Origin of the sequence: Brevibacillus sp. HD3.3A, from assembly GCF_013284375.2 — a bacterium.
In the GTDB taxonomy this organism is placed as follows: domain Bacteria; phylum Bacillota; class Bacilli; order Brevibacillales; family Brevibacillaceae; genus Brevibacillus; species Brevibacillus parabrevis.
On record NZ_CP085874.1, the window covers coordinates 5,072,310 to 5,090,520 of the forward strand.

The following is an 18,211-nucleotide window of genomic DNA, read 5'->3' on the forward strand; positions in this document are numbered from 1 at the left end:
CCCCAATCGTTTCTTCCTCATTATACCACATTTTCGCTATTTATTCGGAATCGTTCGAAAGTGGGGGCGGCTGGCCGGCTACTTGCACGTCAGCCGCAAAATCGCATCGAGCTTCAACTGATCGCGCAGCGTGCCGACTATTTTCACCTGCTGCTTGGCTAGTGCATATACAAGCTCATCCCCGCCAAACAGCATCTCCATCTGATGTTCGCCTCCCCTGACGATCAGGTCGGCGGATTGCTCCTCCTCCCAAATGCCTGCCGAAACGCCGCCTTTTGATATCGTCAACTGCCAACGCGATGCCGTATCATCAATCACGATCCCGATCCGTTTTTCCCAGCCAGTCGTTACAAACCGCAGGTGCGTCTTCTTTTGCAGCCGTTCGCCAACCTCGTCAAGCAATTTGCCGATCCCGATCATAGGTACGCCCCCTCTCTTTTCCAATGGGTTCGTTTTTTGCTCCGTCGAATCCTTTGGCGAGGAATAAGAACCGTTGTCGGGTCTTGTCACGGCGGCTGCCTTTTTCTCGACACTGTTTTTTTCGCCTGTCGAAATCATAAAAAAAGCACCTGCGATTGCCGCAGATGCCTGTTTGCCTTTACCTGTTATTCATCAAATTCGTCCTTGTCCAGTCGAACCTCCAGATGATGGCCATCTGGCGTCTCAAAGTACAAGTTAAAACTCGTAGGCTGCGTGATCGGACCTCGGTAGCAAATGTTTTCTGCTTCCAGCTTGTCGACCAGATAGTCCAGCTCAGCACGGCTCGTTACGGAAAAGGCGAGGTGATCTACCTGCCCTACGCCACCCTTGCCTTCCGCCCCGCCATGCGGATGGAGACCGATCCGTGTGTATGTGCCAATTTGAAAGTAGACAGGTGCTCCTTCCACCATATTCTCTTCCGGGATGGGGACTTCCAAAATGTCCTTAAAAAACCGAGCTACCTTCACGACATCGCTGCAATTCAACGCGATGTGGTGAACGCCTTTCAAATGAAACATTCACACTGCCTCCCACGTCAACTAAAGGTCATGCGCTTTTTTGCGACACTTGCTTGCGTTTATTGTACTGCTTCAGTCGTTCGCTTAACCGTTTCAAGCGATTCATAAGGGCTTCGCGCCACTCGTCATCCTGCAACTCCTTCGCGACTCCGAGCAAATCCAAGGAAATATCGATCTGCTGCTTCAAAACTTCTGCGAAGCTTGCAGCTTCATCCGTCATGGTACAATTCTCAAACAACTCGGATGTATTGTCAACATTGACAAAATCAGCGAAATCGACTTCCGGCGCCTGATCTCCCTGAGCATATTCTACTAAAATTTCGTACTCTCCCTCAATAGCGGGATGAACCTCAATTCTGTCACATACAGGACAAAACATGATGGGGACATTGTGTACAAGCGTTTTATAATGACGGACTGAGCCTACGGAACCTACCATTCCAGCACCACAACAAAAACTCATAAATAGTCTCCCTCCTTGTTCTCCAGACTTCAGAACAACTGCGTCTGGCCGAAACTATCTGTCTGTATCCGCATTGTAACCCGTAATCCCATGAATGCTCTACCCGCAAAAAGATACCAATCGGTTTATGGTAAAACAATTAGTTATCCCATTGTACTCGATTTGCCACTGTTTGAACACCGTTTTCTGATTAATTTGAAACTTTTCCCGCATTCACCTAAATTTCATACAGATTTCATACAGAGAAGTTTGAATCAAACCGATATAGGGAATAGTTATTCAGCTAGTAAACGAAAAAGGAGAGCGGATGTATGTTTCGTTTTAAAAGCCTACGAGCCAGGACTCTTACCATTACCCTTCCTGTCATTGTCATTACCTTGGCACTTCTCATGGGCATGGCCTTTATGTTCTCCTACACGCTGTTGAACAAGGAACTGACGGACAAAATGAACTATCAGTTGGACGTGCTTAGCGGCAAAGTGGAGAAAGAACTGGAGACACACAGCAAAGTCACAGAGCACATGGCACGGACAATTGAAATGACTCCTCTTACGTATTCGCTGGAGCAACTAGATTCCCTGCTGAACAAAACAGTTCCCGTGAACCAGACCTCGGTCGGGATGGGAATTTTCATGGAGCCGTATGCCTTCGATCCGAGCAAACAGTTCGTTTCGACTTATGGCGCAAAAAAAGACGGCAAGGTGGACATTACGTATGAATACAGTACACCCGCCTACAACTACCCTAGTCAAGAATGGTACAAAATCGGAAAAGCAACATCAAAGGTAACCGATTACACGCCGCCTTACTATGATGAGGTTTCCAAAATTTCTATGATGACTGTGGTGGCTCCGTTTTACTCCCCCGACAAAAAGCTTTTGGGTGTAGCCACAGACGACATTACGCTCACAGACATTCAAACGATGGTTTCCGGCACGCAAGTAGGCAAGACTGGCTGGGCTTTCATGCTTGATCAGGACGGCAAATTCCTGTCTCATCCGCAAACGGACAAGCTGATGGTGCAATCCGTGCAAAGCGACAGCAACACGTCTCTTGCCGAAATTGGCCCGGCGTTGCTTTCAGAAAAGGAAGGCGCGAAAACTTTTACCGATGAGAACGGGATCAATCGCTTGTACTTCCAAAAAATCGCTGGCACAAACTGGACAATTGCTCTCGTCATGCCGGAAAATGAATTTTTCGAGCCTTTGAGCATGCTGTTTTATCAGCTTTTGGCAGTCAGCCTGTTTGGGCTTTTGATTCTCATCGCCGTCATTTATTTCTTCAGCAAGTATTTGACCGGACAAATCAACAAGGCAAACCAGCTCTCGCAAGCATTGTCCGCTGGCGATTTCACCGCTTCGATGGATGTGAAAACGGCCGATGAGATGGGCGTCATGGCCAGCCGCTTCAATACGATGACCGCCAATCTGCGCGACACGCTTGGGCAGGTCAGCTATAACGCACAGCAGGTCGCCGCTACTTCCGAACAACTGATGGCTAGCGCCGAGCAGACGAGCAAAGCGACAGAGCAGATCGCCCAGTCTGTCCAGGAAATCGCCTACGGGACAGAACTGCAAGTGGACGCGACCAATCAGGGCAGCGATGTGATCAACGAAATTGCCCAACATATTTCTTTGATGGAAAAAGGAATCGAAGAAGTCAGCTCCTCCACTCGCGATGCAAACCGTCAGGCGACAGAAGGCAACCAGATGGCCGCCAAAACGGTAGAGCACATGACCGTGATTCACGACCAAATGAAGCAAACGGCAACGACTGTCAACGCACTGGGTCAACGCTCTCAGGAAATTGGACAGATGATCTCGCTCATCACTTCGATTGCCAACCAGACCAACCTGCTTGCCCTGAACGCCGCCATCGAAGCTGCCAGAGCAGGCGAACAAGGTCGCGGCTTCGCCGTAGTAGCCGACGAGGTGCGCAAACTGGCTGAACAGTCCAGCTCGGCGGCTGAACAAGTAAGCAACATCGTCGCCGACATTCAGCGCGATACGGAATCCGCCATCGCTGCCATGAGTCACGGCTCCGTCATCCTCGGAGAAGGCATGTCTTTGGTGAACTCGACGGGAACGGCATTCGAGCAAATTACTGACTCCACCTCGCTCCTGCTTACCCGCACAGACGAGGTATCGGCTGAAATGCGAAAAATCAGCCAGGAAATGCAAGCGATCGTCTCAGCCATCGACCACATTTCGCAAATCGCGATGCAATCCGCGGGCAATTCCCAAACCGTCGCAGCCGCAGCGGAAGAACAAAACGCTTCCATGGAAGAAATCTCGGCAGCAGCGACCATGCTGGCCAAAATGGCCGAAGAGTTGAACGACAACGTTCGTTCGTTCAAGCTCAGTTAGTTGGTTTACGGCTTCCGTTTTCGCAATAAAAGACTTCGCCACGTTTTTGTGGGCGAAGTCTTTTTGTTTTGGTGGTGAAGGCAATTGGGGGGTGACGCTTTGTAGATTACGTCATCGGCGCTTCAGGCGTGGCGAGGAAAGAGACGAATCGTTGGCCGAGGAAACAGGAGAAACAAGCGGCAGGGCTTTCGGACTCCTACCAAGCCGGAGGCGAAAAAGGAAAACGGCTTTTAAGCGGCAACGTGAACACGCTTCTTCGAGCACGCTACTTTTGCCGCGGTTTTCCTTTTTCACCGCAGGCGGCCAGTCTCCGCTTCCCCGCAAGTGGCAAGGTGCCCTGCAGCGGTTTCTCCTGTTTCCTCCCTCCACCGAAGCCCCGAGCAGCAGCCATTTTCAAATGAAAAAAGCCAGAGCATGCGCCCCGGCTTTTTGTGTTTGCGACTATTCTTTTACCATTGCCTCGTATTTGTCGGCATCCATCAGCTTGTCAAGCTCAGCTTCGTCGGACAGCTCGACAGCGATCATCCAGGCTTGCTCGTATGGCGAGGAGTTAACCAGTTCAGGAGCATCTTCCAATTCGCCGTTTACTTCTACTACTTTTCCGGTTACAGGAGCGTACAGCTCGGAAACGGTTTTTACGGACTCAACGCTGCCAAATGGCTCATCTTGCTGGATTGTCGCGCCTACTTCTGGCAGCTCGACAAACACGATGTCACCCAGCTCTGATTGAGCAAAAGCGGTGATTCCGATGTACGCTTTGTTACCTTCTACTCGCACCCACTCATGCTCTTCACTGTAACGTAGATTTTTCGGGAATTCCATCGTTTACATATCCTCCTATCAGGTACAATCCATTACACATACATAATTAGACGAACATTCTAGGATTCCTCTTCGATCCCCAAAATTCTGAACAGACGTTTTTTTACCAGATTAAGACCCTTCTCGCCAGCCTGGAAGTGACGCAGCTGGAGGTTCTCGTCAAACAGGTAAAAAGCAGGAACGTACTCGTTCTGGAAAGCATCAACCGTCTTCATGTCGTTGTCGATCGCAATCGGATGCGTCAGGTTGTGCTCGGCAATCGTCTGTTTGATCACTTCAATATCTGTATCTTTTTCCGAACGCGGCATATGAATACCTATGACTTTCAGGCCATTGGCAGCGTACTTGTCGCGCCATTCGTTAATGTTCGGCATTGACTCTTTACACATGTAGCAACTAACCGACCAAAAATGCACCAAAACAGGGCTGCCTGCCAGATCCGCTTTGCTTACTTGTCCGTTCACCCATTCGGTAATTCCTGGGAAATCCGGCAATTCTTCGCGCAAACGCATGGAAACTCATCCCCTTTTTACTCAGCTTTGTCTATCTAAAGTGGATTATATGCTAAAAAAAGGGTCTAACAGCAAGAAGTTAGACCCTTTTACAGCCTGTTCGTCCAGGCAAAAATTATTTCGCAGACAGTTGAGCTTGACCTGGGCGCCAGTTAGCTGGGCACAGACCGCCAGATTGCAGTGCTTGCAGCACCCGCAGTGTTTCGTCAACGGAACGACCTACGTTCAGGTCAGTTACTACTTGATATTTCAGGATGCCTTCTGGATCGATGATGAACAGGCCGCGGTGAGCTTGGCCGCCTTCTTCATCCAGTACGCCGTAGTCACGAGCTGTTGTTTTCAGGAAGTCAGCAGCCAGCGGGTAGTTCAAGCCACCCAGACCGTTTTGGTCGCGAGGAGTGTTGATCCAAGCGCGGTGGGAGTGAACGGAGTCTACGGATACACCGAGAATTTCTGCATCGAGGTCTTTGAAGTCTTCGATAGCATCGCTCATGGAGATGATTTCAGTTGGGCAAACGAATGTGAAATCGAGTGGATAGAAGAACAGTACCAGCCATTTTCCACGGTAGTCAGACAAGGAAACCTTGCCAAAATCTTTTCCGTTACCCAAAGCTGTTTCCAATGTAAAGTCAGGAGCCGGGAGTCCAATCAAACGTTGAGCCATTATGTAAAACCTCCTTAGGAATGTGTTCTTGCCTACCTATTTCATGATAACAAACGAGCCACTTTATAGTCAATACAATGTAGGAATGATTTCAACCTGTAATTGTTTTTCATTTATACCTGTGATCTTTTCATGCCCAAAAACTAGATTAACCGTTTGACCTGCCGCTTATTCGCCCGCTTTTCTGCTCAAAATGCCCGAGTCGGCCACAGAGCGCGCAGCTTGGCGCAAAATTTCCGGTTCTTGTACAAGCGCGATCCTGACGTAGCCCTCGCCTTCGTCGCCAAAAGCACTGCCCGGGATCACGACCACGCCTGCCTCTTCCAGCAAGGCAATCGCAAACTCGCGTGATGTCCAGCCTGCAGGGACAGGAGCCCAGACGAACATGGTCGCTTTCGGCGGAGTGATGTTCCAGCCCGCTTCTGCCAGGGCAGCCAGCAGGACGTCGCGGCGTTCCTCGTAAATCGGTCCGACTTGATTGGCGCCGCCTGACTCCCGATCCATCCGCAGCGCTTCCACCGCCATTTGCTGTACAGGCAAAAAGACGCCGTAGTCCACATTGGACTTGACGATCGCAAGCGGCTTGATGATCTCGCTGTTTCCGACTACATAAGCAACCCGGCAGCCTGCCATGTTGAAGCTTTTGGAAAACGAGTTGAACTCGATCCCGACCTCTTTGGCCCCCGCCGCCTGCAAAAAGCTCGGCGGCCGATAGCCGTCAAAAGCCATTTCCGAGTACGCCAAATCATGCACGACGATGATGTCGTGACGCTTCGCAAAAGCTACCACCTCTTCGAAAAAAGCGATCGTGGCGACAGCCGATACCGGATTGTTCGGATAGTTCAAAATCATGAACTTCGCCCTTGCCGCGATCTCCTCCGGGATATCGTCAAGCTTGGGCAAAAAGCCGTTTTCTGCGCGCAGCGGCATCCGGTACGGGATCGCCCCCGCCAAATGCACGCTTCCTTCGTAAATCGGATAGCCAGGGTCGGGCACGAGCACGATGTCGCCCGGATCGGTCCAGGCCAGAGCAAAGTGCGCCAGCCCATCCTGCGAGCCCATCAAAGAATGAATTTCTCCGTCCGGCGACAGCTCGACGCCGAAGCGGAATCGGTACCAGCGGGCCACCTCTTCGCGAAAAGCAGCTGTTCCTTCGCTCAACGCGTAGCCAAACGCGCCCGGCTGCCGCGCAGCATCGAGAAGCGTATGCAGCAGCTGGTCCTCCGGCGCTTGGTCAGGACTGCCGATGCTCAAATCGTACACGGTCCGTTTTCGGGCAACTTCCTTTTTACGGGCAGCCATCTCCGAAAAAATAGCGGCAGACAACTTTTCCAGTCTCTTCGACGGTTGGCGCATTTCTTATTTGCCTCCCCAAGCCTTTTGCAACTCGTCTTCCTTGAAGCCCAATGTAACGGTGTTGTCGCTCGCGATCAGCGGGCGCTTGATCAGCTTGCCGTTTGAAGCCAGCAATTCAAGCATTTCCTCGTCCGTCATCGTCGGCAGCTTGTCCTTCAAGCCAAGCTCGCGGTATTGCACGCCGCTGACATTGAAAAACTTGCGCAGATCAAGCCCGCTCGTTTGCCAAATCTGGCGCAGCTCTTCTTTCGATGGCGGCGAGTCGACAATAGGCACTTCCTCGAAGCTGACATTTTGCTCGGTGAGCCATTTTTTCGCTTTGCGGCATGTATCACATTTGCTGTACAAATAAGCTTTCGTCGTCATGGGCGTCTTCCTCGCTTTTCATTCGTAATCGTCTTCCTATTTATTGTAAGAGAATACCAACAAAGAACACAACGTTTGCAAGCAACACCACCGATTAAATATGATTTTGCTATCAAATAAAATCAATGCTATAGTGAAAAGGAACTGTTAATTGTTAGGAAACGAGGTTTTGGCAGAATATGATGAAACTTATTAATCGCTAAATAAAATTCCAATGAATTTTATACGGAAAAAGGTCAAATGAAGGGCATGCCCTCCGTTTCTTTTGTATTCCCTTTTTCCAACAGCGATTAAGAAGACATCTAATCTGATCAAAACCAGATTCCAGCGTTGTTCATCCGCCCTATTGTTTACTTTGGAGCAGGCGTTTGAAGTATACCTATATCTGGAAACGAGACCACGAGGAGATTTTTCTTCTTGTGGTCTTTTTTATGCAGCACTTGCTCTGGTGAAAGGAGGCGATGGCTACAAAACATTGCTGCTGCAACAATGACAGGGCTTGAGACAAAAAGGAGGACTGCAAAATGCGTGAGTATCAACTGATCAGTGACTACAAGCACAATCAAACCTATAAAGAAAGCTTTAACGAGCTGGCAAAGCAAGTATTCGAGCTTGATTTTCACGAATGGTACACGAGAGGCTGCTGGAATGACGATTACATCTGCTATTCCTACGTGGACGGAGAAAAAGTCATCGCGAATGTTTCCGTCAATAAAATGATCGTGACTTCCAACGGCAGAACTTATCAGGCACTGCAACTAGGGACGGTGATGACGCATCCCGATTACCGTCAGCAAGGGCTGGCAGCAAAGCTGACGAACCACGTCATTACCAAGTACGAACAGGACTATGATTTTCTGTACTTGTTCGCCAATCCGTCCGTGCTCGACTTTTATCCCAAGTTCGGTTTTCAAAAGGTTCAGGAAAGCCGGTTCAGCTTGCTGGCATCCCGCGTAAAAGCGACTGTCCCCTCCAAATCCGCTCTGCACAAGCTTGATGTCGACAGTGCAGATGATTTTGCCTTAATGAAGGAATTTGCGGCCAGCCGCGTTCCGGTATCGACGCGCTGGGGTGTGCAAGCAAGCGAGCATTTGTCCCTGTTTTATTTTTTGCTCGTCTTTCCCGATTCGCTCTATTACATCGAGCAGGAAGACGTCATTGTCTTGTTCGAGCGCGAAGACGACCAGTTGCATGTCTTTGACATCGTAAGCAAAAGAGCAGTCGATCCAGAGCGGATCATCGGGCATTTGCTGACTAATGAAACGAATGTCATTCAGTTTCACTTCATGCCTGAGAGTGACAATGAACACATCCAGGCTGAGCTGATCACCGAGACGGATGACACCTTGTTCGTCCGACCATCGCTTCCAGAGCTACCGGAGCATTTCTTGTTCCCGCTGACATCGCATGCCTGAGCCTCCGTTTCGGGAGCAGATGCAAACAAACCTCCAACTCCACACGAGCTCGTGGGCTGGAGGCTTGTTTTTTGTTCATGAATAAGCATCTTCGCTCTCTTCATTTTCCACCGCTTCATTCCCGGGGTTTACCTGCCACATGTTGGCAAGCGGCGAATAAGGAACCCCCAGCTGCTTTGCATTCTGCGTTTCCACCGCTTCAGCCAACGTTCCGGTCAGCGGCTGCGTATACTCGATTTTCTGTTCCATGCCCGCTTCCTCCTCGCTCATCGGCTTGCTTTTTCAGTGTGAGGAGTTTGCGCGAACTTATGCAGAATGAGCCGTTTTGATTTCCACCTGATAGCCGGCGTGCTTTCTCACCTGGAACACGCCGTTTTCGAAAATCAGGTACTGCGCTTTAACGCCAATCAGTCGTCCGCCGAGCTGTTCTTCTTTGTCCAACGTTTTCGAGTTGATTTTGTCCAGCGATTCCAAAATCGGGTATGTAATGTCCACCCATTCGTCTTCTCTATATTGGAAAGCTTTGAACGGTTCGGGAAAATGGCTGTACACTTCATCGCGCATCGCAATCAGGTCGATTTCCTTGACGTCGCCCTTGAGCATTTTTCGCCAGTTGGTCTTGTCCGGCAAAAATTGGCTCAGGTGATACTCCAGCTCGCCTGCCATCCGGCGTGTCGGCACTTCCGCAATCGGAATCGCCCGAATCGCTCCCTGATCCACCCAACGTTTGAGCTGATTGTGCTTGCGCGTCAGCCCGACCTTGATGTCGCTGGAAACTGCCAGATAGACGTAGTGCGGGATCATGCAATACTGTTCGCCGAAGCTTTCATCCCGGCACGTTCCCTGGTCAAAATGACATTCGTGCGGCTTGACGATGCACAAGTCATTTTCCGGCAGTTTGGTAAAACAGGGGTAGCAGTACCCGCTGTTGAATGTTTTGTTCGTCTTCCGCCCACAGGCGATGCAATTTTTTTGCCCCAAAAAAGCAATGGACAGTTCACTGCCCAGCCATTCGTTCAAGGGCATGCGTTCTTCCCCGATGTTCAAATAATAGTCGACAGGCTTGTCTTTTCCATGATAGTCATGGGTCAGCCCATGCAGGATACCGCGGAGTTCCACTTCATTCTCTCCTCTCCCCATTACAGTTCTTTCATTTTACCATATTGTCTGTCTGCGCCGGGCGCTGTTTTCTTTTGGCAGCATGTTTTCTCCAGCATGGGTGAACCTAGAAGCATCTTCAGTAAAAAGGAGGCATCCGCCATGAGCCGCGGCTCGCTCGTTGCATTGCTGATCGTCTGCCTGCTCGGCTTCGGGAGCACTCCTGCTTTTGCGAAGGAACTGCTCCCTTCCTATGAGCCGATTCACCGCATCGACACGAACAAAAAGGTAGTCGCCCTGACCTTTGATGACGGCCCGGACGCTACCTATACTCCGAAAATTTTGGAAGTGCTCCACAAAAACGGGGTGCAAGCTACCTTTTTCGTCCTTGGCTCCCAGGTAGACAAGCATCCGAAAGTGCTCCAATGGATTTACAAAGCCGGACACGAAATCGGCAACCACGGCTATCATCATTTTGACCTGAATAAACTGACGGAGCACGAGGTGTACGAGGATCTCAAGCACGCTGAACGCTCCATCCTGAAAACTACTGGCATTCTCGCCCAATATTATCGTCCGGCTGGCGGCGTCATGACCCACGACGTCATGAACGCGGTTCAGGCAAGCGGCTACGACATCATCCACTGGTCTGTCGATCCCAGAGACTGGTCACTGGCCAGAACTGCCTCGGTCATTGCCAAAAGCGTGAAAAGCAACGTCTCGTCCGGCGATATCATTTTGTTTCACGATGGTGGCCTGAACCAAAAGCAGACGGTGGCTGCCCTGCAAGAATTGATCAGTGATCTGCGCGCGCAAGGCTATCGCTTTGTCACGGTCTCTCAGCTGCTCGACGCGTCCAAGTAAAAGGCACCGTCGCGATCGCTTGCGGCGATGCAGCAGGTGCCGTTGCTTTTAAGCAAGCACTTTTCCCAGGAAAGAACGCAGGCGTTCATGGCTGATGTTGTCAAAAAACTCTTTGGGACTTCCTTCAGCCATGATAATGCCTTGATCCATGAAAATGATGCGGTCGCCCACTTCTTTGGCAAATCCCATTTCATGCGTGACTACCACCATGGTCATTCCTTCCTTGGCCAAGCTTTTCATCACGGCCAACACTTCTCCTACCAGCTCCGGGTCAAGCGCGGAAGTCGGCTCGTCAAACAGCATCACTTTTGGATTCATCGCAAGCGCTCTGGCGATGGCGACCCGCTGCATCTGCCCCCCGGACAGCCGCTCCGGATAAACGTCTGCCTTGTCCTGCAGCCCCACCTTTTCCAGCAATGCCAGTCCTTGCTTGCGAGCTTCCTCATGCGCGAGCTTTCTGACCTTGATCGGAGCGAGCATGACATTTTCCAAAACCGTTTTATGCGGAAACAGGTTAAAGCGCTGAAAAACCATGCCTACTTCTTCCCTGACTTTGTTGATGTCTGTCTTGGGGTCCGACAAGTCGTGACCGTTGATGACGACTTTTCCGCTGGTCAATGGCTCCAACTGGTTCAGACAGCGCAAAAAGGTGCTTTTGCCCGACCCGGACGGCCCGATGATGCACACGACCTCCTTTTCCGCCACCTGTGTCGTAATTCCTTTCAAAACCTGAAGCTCTCCGTAGCTTTTGGTCAAATCAGTCACTTGTATGATCATTGTCATCCCCCTATTGCAGTTGCTGCGTTCGCTGTATTCCACAATCATATTGTACCGCAATATAGAAGCAATTGCATGAATACTCTTACTTCTTTTTGGTATTCCCAGCAATCCGCATTTTTCCAACGCCCGTCCCAGCGTAATGATTCCCTTCGCTGCTCATCCTAAAGGGGAGGTGGTTTTCATGCATCGTAAAAAATGGGTCGCCCTCCTGATCGTGCTGGTTGTCTTTTTCGCAGGCATTACCGTGGAAGGCTTGGCTGGAGGGTATGAAGAGCTGGCCGACAATCCCGGATTTGCCTGGGAAGAAAATATTGTGTACGGCTCAGGCAGCAGCAAGATCGTGCAGTTGTTCGTAAACGGCGTCATTTCCGGGGAGCCAAACGCAACCGGGATGCCCTCCATGGCAGAGCTGCTCGCCGAACAGTTGCGGAGAGTCGAGGAAGATGAGCTGGTCAAGGCGTTGGTGCTCAGGATCGACAGTCCCGGCGGCGAGGTTGTCGCTACCGATGAGCTGCACACCCGTCTTTTGCGGCTCAAACAGCTCCGCGATATTCCGATTGTCGTCAGCATGGGCTCCACGGCCGCGTCAGGCGGGTATTATTTGGCGACGGCTGGAGATTCGATTTTCGCCAATCCGAATACATTGACCGGAAGTCTAGGCGTCATCTTCTCGCTGGTGAACTACAGCGAAGCGGCTGCCAAGCTGGGAGTCAAGCAGTTTGCGATCAAAAGCGGGCGGTACAAGGATATCGGCAGTCCGGCGCGTCCTTTGACCGAGCCTGAGCGGCAAATTTTTCAGTCGCTGGTGAATGAAAGCTACGGCAAGTTCGTCGACGTGATTGCAAAAGGCCGCAATCTCTCGCGCCAACGCGTGCTGGAAATTGCCGATGGACGGGTGTATTCCGGCGAGCAAGCCAAAAAGCTCGGGCTGATCGATGAGTTCGGCGATTTGGAAGAAGCGACCCGGCACGCGCTCTCCCTCTCCGGGGAGCAAGACGCCATGGTCGTGCGCTACAGTGATCAGCTCTCCATCAGCAAGCTACTGTTCAGCTTGAAGCAGCATTGGTCCAATCCGGACCCGCTTGGAATCGGGAACATTTTGCAGCGCCAAAGCTCTCCCCGACTGTTGTACCAATTTATCCCTTCGTTTTGATAAAGGAGTGAAACGAATGAGCGATCCAGATGCCATTCAAGCTTTGGAAAACAGTCAGGAGCCGCCGCGCGAGCATCAGTTTGCAGGCTTTTGGATTCGGGTAGCTGCTACTCTCTTGGACTCGCTGTTTTTGGTTGGCGTGAGCATGCTGTTTTTCAATCCGCTTCGCCGCAATCTCGGCATATCCGGCGACTTTCTTTCGCTGATCGATCTGTTGGAAGCGCTGTTCGGTCTGCTTTATTTAGTTCTTTTGACATGGTGGACAGGTCAGACGCTGGGGAAGCAAATTATCGGCATCCGCGTCATCAGCGCCAGGCACGCTCGCGGCAGGCTGACTGGCGGACAAGTCATTTTGCGCGAGGTGCTTGGCAAGCTGCTTTCCTCGCTCGTCTTTTGCATCGGCTACATGTGGGTGGGCTGGAATCCGCAAAAGCAGGGCTGGCACGACTTGCTCGCCAAAACGTACGTCATATGGGATCGCAAATGACAAGCCTCCACTCTTGCAGTGGGGCTTGTTCCTTTTTTCGACATAAATTGCATCCTTAGCCTCTGTTTTTCGCCTGTGCATACACCGATACTTGTATCAACCAAAGCTTTTCCATCCGAGGAGGTAGACAGATGAACAAGAAAAAAGTAGCCAGCATCCTCGCCTTTGGCCTTTCCCTGGCGCTGTTGGGTCAGCTGCAGCCCACTTTTGTGACAGCGGCTTCCCCTGTCTCCACCCAGCAAGCTGCCGTCAAATCCGTGTCGACCTACGGGATTGCGCTCGGAATGACTGCCGCGCAAGTCGAGCAAAAGCTGGGCAAGCCAGCACGCAAAGACCCGAGCCACACAGGAGTGGAATGGTGGATTTACAATCGGGACTTGAACCATTACATACAAGTAGGCATCCAGAACGGCAAAGCCGTCACGCTGTTTTCCAACGGAGCGAATGTAAACGTCGGGGGAGTGACCATCGGTTCGACCACGAAAGCTTTGCAAGATGCGTGGGGAGCGCCGAAAAGCACTTTGCCGATCACGTCTGGCTTGCGCATTCAGGAAAATACGCTTAGCCATCCGACCTATATGCAAAACAATCAGGTATTCACCTTTTCCATCGACCAATTGGGCGGAAACAAGGTCGCAGGTGTCCGCATCTCTACGCCCGAGCACTTTGCCACTATTGCCATGGGCTTGATGTATCCGATTGTGTACACGGAATTGCCCGCTGCACCCAAGCTGACGGATGCGCAAATCAAGCAAGTGGCAATCGCCTATGAGAAAGAAAATTTCGACTTGCTGAACGTAGCGCGGCAGCGTGCCAAGCTGCCTGTCCTGACGTGGGACGAGCAGGTAGCAGTCGTCGCCCGTGCGCACAGCAATGACATGGCGCAGCATAATTATTTCAGCCACAATTCGCCGACGACCGGAAGCCCGTTTGACCGCCTGAAAAAAGCGGGCATTCGCTACAGCTATGCGGGAGAGAATATCGCCTACGGCCAGTTGGACGGCATTGAAGTCCACATGGGCTGGATGAACTCCTCCGGGCATCGCCAAAATCTTTTGAATCAAAACTACAAGCAATTGGGCGTCGGTGTCGTGATCAAAGCCGGTCAGCCGTTCTACACGCAAAACTTCGTCACCAAATAAACGCTATAGCCAAGAAAAACACGCCAAGGACTGACCTGGCGTGTTTTTTGTGGGCAAAACGTCGCGACGTCCTGCCCCAAAGTTCATGTAACGGAGCGTGTCTACATCTGCAAAAATCGCTCGCCAAGCCAACTACGGCTGGGCAGCAGCGTTCGCAGCAGGAGGATTCGCGGGCGGTGTCTGGCCCTCGTCAGAAAAGAACGGGATAACGACCAGACTGAGAACGAAAAACAAAATCCAGACGAGTCCCCGCTTGAATATGCACGGAGTCAGCATCGGGTCAACCCCTTCCACAAGCATTTCTACTTTATTCATACGCTTCCCTCCCCTGCGCCCGTTTATGCTTTTTTCCCACAGAAAAAAACCATCCCTCGAACAAACACGAGAGATGGCGATCTGGCTTGCCCCCTGTCACCCTTGTTTTTGCAAAGGCAACGAGCATTGTGTATCTTGCGACTTGCTGTTTTTCGCAAACAGGCAGGCTGCGGCAAAAACAACCAGCAGCGCCCCCATTACCCAAAACATCGTCCACGGCTCCCACCACTCCATGAGCACGCCGTTGACATTCGGCGCGAGAATGCTCGCCACACCGAAATTGATTCCGGCAATGATGCCTGCGGTCGGCACCATCGCCGCAGGCAAAATATCGGCGGAATAGGCCAAACCGAGCGAATAAAATGAACCGACTGCTGCTCCGGCAATCGCCAGCAAAAGCATCATCAGCCAAACGTTTTCCCCGGCGAGCGGGAACAGGAAAAAAGCAACTCCGCCGACGATGGCGCAAGCGAGCATGACTTGCCTGCGGCCGATCCGATCGCTCAAAGTGCCAAGCGGCATTTGCAAAATGATGCTGCCTACCACAAACGCCGGGAGAATAAGCGATACCCATTCAATCGACAGCCCGGTGCGCAGCGCGTAGACCGGGAAGCTGCCGTTCAAAGAAGTCTCCATGAATCCGTACAAGAAAGACGGAATCAGGGACAGCCAACCGATGCGCAAAACCGTGGCGTACTTGTTCTGTTTCTTTTCCGCCTGCACAATCGCTTCGGGAAACTCGTTTTGAATCCGCAAGATGAGCAAAAAAGCGATGGCGTACAAAAACAGCAGCACGCCAAAAGGCACCCACAGTCCCAGCGGCAACAAATTCAAGCCCAGCGGCCCGATACTGAAGCCCACTCCGTACGCCAAACCGTACAGGGACAAGTCGCGCCCGCGCGTTTGCGGCGAGGCGATCTTCGTTACCCACATTTGACTCGAATAGTGCAAGCTGGTATCCCCGATCCCCATCAGCATCCTGAGCACGAACCACACGGCCAGATGGCTGAACAGCGGAATCAGCCCTGTCGCGACGGTAAGCAGCAGCATCCCCCACAAAATCGTGGATCGGTAACCAATCCGCCGGAGCGGAATTTCCAGCAAGGGCGAAACCAATACCATCCCGATGTACAGGGCGGCGGCGTTCAGTCCGTTCATGACAGATGACACGCCCTGCTTTTCCAACAGCACAGCCAACAACGGAATGCTCAACCCTTGGCTCAGTCCAGCTATGGCTACCACCAAAATCAACACCCAGAAGGTGTAGCGCGATGAAGACATGGTGTTGAAGCTCCTTTCTCTCCAAAAAACCTCTATCCACCCAGTTTAACAGAAACACTGCCCTGTTGAAGCTGGTACATTTTTTGATACAGTCCATCCTGCGCCATCAGTTCCTCGTGATTGCCCCGCTCCACAATTTCTCCCCGGGAGAGGACGAGAATCTGGTCGGCATGCTGAATCGTCGAAAGCCGATGGGCAATGATAAACGTCGTACGTCCACGCGACAGGACGTGCAAAGCTTCCTGGATCGCCAGCTCTGTTTCGCTGTCGATACTGGCGGTCGCCTCGTCGAGAATCAGAATGGCCGGATCGGCAGCCAGCGCGCGGGCAAAAGAGATGAGTTGCCGCTGACCAGCTGACAGCGTCATCCCGCGCTCCACGACTGGTTCCTCGTAGCCGTTCGGCAGGCGGGTAATAAATTCATCAGCCCGCACCGCCTTGGCTGCCTGCACGACATCTTCATCCGAGATCGCGTCGTCGTACATGCGAATGTTGAAGCCGATCGTACCTGTAAACAAAAACGGATCTTGCAGCACAAGCCCTACATGGCTGCGCAACGAATGCGTATCGATCTCGCGCATGTTTTGCCCGTCAATCAAAATGCTTCCTTTTGTCACCGGATAAAAACCGAGCAGCAGGTTCATCAGCGAGCTTTTTCCCGATCCGGTATGACCGACTAGCGCAATCGTCTGACCAGGCTTTGCCGTGAACGAGACGTTTTTGAGCACGTAGTCATCCTCGTTGTAAGCGAATGATACTTGGTCGAAAACGACTTCCCCGCGCGGCCGCTCGATTTGCTTGCCGGCCTGCTCCATTTCCGGCGCCGTATCCAAAATATCGAACACGCGAGCCGCGGCGATCGTTGCCTGCTGCATTTGCGACAGACGATTCATGATCATGTTGATCGGCTCGAAAAAACGTCCCATGTAATCGACAAAGGCAAACAGCGCCCCAAACGAGATGACACTGTGAAAAGACGCGGAACCGTAATACCAGATGATCACCGTCAGGGCGATTTTCCAGATCAAGTCGACAGCAGGCCGCAGCAAAAGAGATTCCAGGTTGATCTCCTTCATCCGCATCTTGAAGTAGCTCTCGTTCACCTGCGCGAACTCTTCCTGCACGCCTTTTTCGCGGCGAAACGCCTGGACAATCGTCATGTTTTGAATCATTTCATTAATAGTGGCATTCATGTCGCCCAGCTTCGCCCGAATCACCGCATAGTAGCGCGAGCTGTACTTTTGGTATACATAAATCAAAGCGACGAGCAGCGGAACCGTCAAACAGCAAAACAAAGCGAGCTGCGGCTGGAGCACGAACAGCGCGATCAAAATCCCGACCAAATAAATGCCGTTCTGGACAAAAGTAGCCAGCACACTCACGTAAAGCTCGCGGATCGCTTCGGTATCGTTGCTGACGCGGGAGACGAGCGAGCCGACAGGTGTCTTGTCAAAAAAGGACACCGGGAGCTTTTGCAAATGAACGAACAACTTCATCCGCATGCGCTGAATGATGCGCTGGGCGGTCGTCTGCAACCACAAAATCTGGATGTAGTTGAAGCACGCCGACAGCAAAATCAGCGCCCCGTACCCGACTGACAGCCAGATGATCGGCTGCACGTCGTTTTGATACAGCGCCAGCACTTCGTCGGCTGTCAGCTTGATGCCCGTCAACGTCGTTTCCGTTCCGTCAGCAGCTTCCGTCGTTACCGCGAAGCGCTCCCGGCCATTTTCCGGCTCGACTGGCGCAAACTTCTTTTCCGTATTTTGGGCATTCTCACTGAGCTTGCCCTCCATTAAATAGTACGTAGCTCCTTCGGAAAGCACGGTCATTTCTGCGCCTCGGACGCTTTCCCGAGTCAACCCCGCCTCCTGGAGCGCATCTTCGCGCATATAATACCGATCCTGGATGGCGACCGCTTTTTCGGCTGACGCTTGCGGCCGTTCTTCCAGCTGATACCACGGCTTCTGGATCGCCAAAATGTGATTGTCGATCATCACCTTGGCGAGAAAAGGGCCTGCCAGCTCCGCGCTGGTTCCAAGTAAAAGCAGGAACAGCGCTCCCCATATTTGTTTCTGAAACGGCCGGGCAAATTCAACCAGCCGCTTCCAGCTTTTTTCTTTACTCAC

Annotated in this window: 20 protein-coding genes; 6 read left to right on the top strand and 14 right to left on the bottom strand. The window is 51.7% G+C overall.

The window, feature by feature from the left end; genetic code table 11:
- Window positions 1-78: 78 nt before the first annotated feature.
- The 3 genes from HP435_RS23695 to HP435_RS23705 are packed head-to-tail and all read right to left on the bottom strand — an operon-like array spanning window position 79 to window position 1,461.
- A complete protein-coding gene (locus tag HP435_RS23695) occupies window positions 79-558 on the bottom strand; it encodes an SCP-2 sterol transfer family protein (RefSeq protein WP_229049746.1) in 480 nt (159 codons plus the stop codon).
- Window positions 559-605: 47 nt separating this feature from the next.
- Window positions 606-998 carry a VOC family protein gene (locus tag HP435_RS23700; RefSeq protein ID WP_063227324.1) on the bottom strand — a complete coding sequence of 131 codons (393 nt, stop codon included), beginning with the start codon at window positions 996-998 and terminating at the stop codon, window positions 606-608.
- Window positions 999-1,026: 28 nt separating this feature from the next.
- Entirely contained in the window at window positions 1,027-1,461 is a 435-nt protein-coding gene (locus tag HP435_RS23705) for a hypothetical protein (protein WP_063227323.1), read from the bottom strand.
- Between the two features lie 311 nt (window positions 1,462-1,772).
- Here HP435_RS23705 and HP435_RS23710 point away from each other — a divergent pair, with 311 nt between their 5' ends.
- On the top strand, window positions 1,773-3,827 hold the full coding sequence (locus tag HP435_RS23710) for a methyl-accepting chemotaxis protein (protein WP_173596718.1): 2,055 nt from the start codon (window positions 1,773-1,775) through the stop codon (window positions 3,825-3,827).
- Window positions 3,828-4,268: 441 nt separating this feature from the next.
- Here HP435_RS23710 and gcvH read toward each other — a convergent pair whose 3' ends face one another.
- The 5 genes from gcvH to HP435_RS23735 form a co-directional block, all read right to left on the bottom strand.
- Complete coding sequence (gene gcvH / locus HP435_RS23715; protein WP_122964439.1) at window positions 4,269-4,649, bottom strand: glycine cleavage system protein GcvH; 381 nt, start codon at window positions 4,647-4,649, stop codon at window positions 4,269-4,271.
- Between the two features lie 59 nt (window positions 4,650-4,708).
- Window positions 4,709-5,161, bottom strand: coding sequence for a redoxin domain-containing protein (locus HP435_RS23720; protein WP_063227320.1), 453 nt, complete (start codon window positions 5,159-5,161; stop codon window positions 4,709-4,711).
- 115 nt (window positions 5,162-5,276) lie between these two features.
- The gene (locus tag HP435_RS23725) at window positions 5,277-5,825 is read right to left on the bottom strand and encodes a peroxiredoxin (protein WP_063227319.1); all 549 of its coding nucleotides are present in this window, start codon (window positions 5,823-5,825) and stop codon (window positions 5,277-5,279) included.
- 168 nt (window positions 5,826-5,993) lie between these two features.
- Entirely contained in the window at window positions 5,994-7,181 is a 1,188-nt protein-coding gene (locus HP435_RS23730) for an aminotransferase class I/II-fold pyridoxal phosphate-dependent enzyme (RefSeq protein WP_122964438.1), read from the bottom strand.
- Between the two features lie 3 nt (window positions 7,182-7,184).
- Window positions 7,185-7,547 (bottom strand): arsenate reductase family protein, encoded by a 363-nt coding sequence (locus tag HP435_RS23735; RefSeq protein ID WP_122964437.1) that lies wholly within the window; start codon window positions 7,545-7,547, stop codon window positions 7,185-7,187.
- A gap of 524 nt (window positions 7,548-8,071) precedes the next feature.
- Between HP435_RS23735 and HP435_RS23740 the strand changes: the two genes are divergently transcribed.
- Entirely contained in the window at window positions 8,072-8,962 is an 891-nt protein-coding gene (locus HP435_RS23740) for a GNAT family N-acetyltransferase (RefSeq protein WP_173596717.1), read from the top strand.
- A 75-nt stretch (window positions 8,963-9,037) separates the two neighbouring features.
- On the opposite strand, the gene HP435_RS23745 is transcribed toward HP435_RS23740, so the two are convergent.
- Together HP435_RS23745 and HP435_RS23750 are read right to left on the bottom strand one after the other, a co-directional pair.
- Entirely contained in the window at window positions 9,038-9,211 is a 174-nt protein-coding gene (locus tag HP435_RS23745; protein ID WP_173596716.1) for a hypothetical protein, read from the bottom strand.
- A 57-nt stretch (window positions 9,212-9,268) separates the two neighbouring features.
- Entirely contained in the window at window positions 9,269-10,081 is an 813-nt protein-coding gene (locus HP435_RS23750) for a DUF2797 domain-containing protein (RefSeq protein ID WP_122964435.1), read from the bottom strand.
- A 141-nt stretch (window positions 10,082-10,222) separates the two neighbouring features.
- On the opposite strand from HP435_RS23750, the gene HP435_RS23755 reads away from it, so the two are divergent.
- On the top strand, window positions 10,223-10,924 hold the full coding sequence (locus HP435_RS23755; protein WP_122964434.1) for a polysaccharide deacetylase family protein: 702 nt from the start codon (window positions 10,223-10,225) through the stop codon (window positions 10,922-10,924).
- A gap of 48 nt (window positions 10,925-10,972) precedes the next feature.
- On the opposite strand, the gene HP435_RS23760 is transcribed toward HP435_RS23755, so the two are convergent.
- Entirely contained in the window at window positions 10,973-11,701 is a 729-nt protein-coding gene (locus HP435_RS23760; RefSeq protein ID WP_217365093.1) for an amino acid ABC transporter ATP-binding protein, read from the bottom strand.
- A 184-nt stretch (window positions 11,702-11,885) separates the two neighbouring features.
- On the opposite strand from HP435_RS23760, the gene sppA reads away from it, so the two are divergent.
- The 3 genes from sppA (at window position 11,886) to HP435_RS23775 (ending at window position 14,486) form a co-directional block, all read left to right on the top strand.
- Window positions 11,886-12,857 (top strand): signal peptide peptidase SppA, encoded by a 972-nt coding sequence (gene sppA, locus HP435_RS23765; protein WP_122964433.1) that lies wholly within the window; start codon window positions 11,886-11,888, stop codon window positions 12,855-12,857.
- Between the two features lie 16 nt (window positions 12,858-12,873).
- The gene (locus HP435_RS23770; RefSeq protein WP_173596715.1) at window positions 12,874-13,344 is read left to right on the top strand and encodes an RDD family protein; all 471 of its coding nucleotides are present in this window, start codon (window positions 12,874-12,876) and stop codon (window positions 13,342-13,344) included.
- A gap of 131 nt (window positions 13,345-13,475) precedes the next feature.
- Window positions 13,476-14,486 (top strand): CAP domain-containing protein, encoded by a 1,011-nt coding sequence (locus tag HP435_RS23775; protein ID WP_122964431.1) that lies wholly within the window; start codon window positions 13,476-13,478, stop codon window positions 14,484-14,486.
- A 132-nt stretch (window positions 14,487-14,618) separates the two neighbouring features.
- On the opposite strand, the gene HP435_RS23780 is transcribed toward HP435_RS23775, so the two are convergent.
- The 3 genes from HP435_RS23780 to HP435_RS23790 all read right to left on the bottom strand — a co-directional run bounded on the left by HP435_RS23780 (window position 14,619) and on the right by HP435_RS23790 (window position 18,211).
- A complete protein-coding gene (locus HP435_RS23780; protein WP_122964430.1) occupies window positions 14,619-14,801 on the bottom strand; it encodes a hypothetical protein in 183 nt (60 codons plus the stop codon).
- Between the two features lie 96 nt (window positions 14,802-14,897).
- Window positions 14,898-16,118, bottom strand: coding sequence for an MFS transporter (locus HP435_RS23785; protein ID WP_255679265.1), 1,221 nt, complete (start codon window positions 16,116-16,118; stop codon window positions 14,898-14,900).
- Window positions 16,115-18,211: an ABC transporter ATP-binding protein gene (locus HP435_RS23790; RefSeq protein WP_173598511.1), complete on the bottom strand. Its 2,097-nt coding sequence runs from the start codon at window positions 18,209-18,211 to the stop codon at window positions 16,115-16,117. The genes HP435_RS23785 and HP435_RS23790 overlap by 4 nt, the downstream gene beginning before the upstream one ends.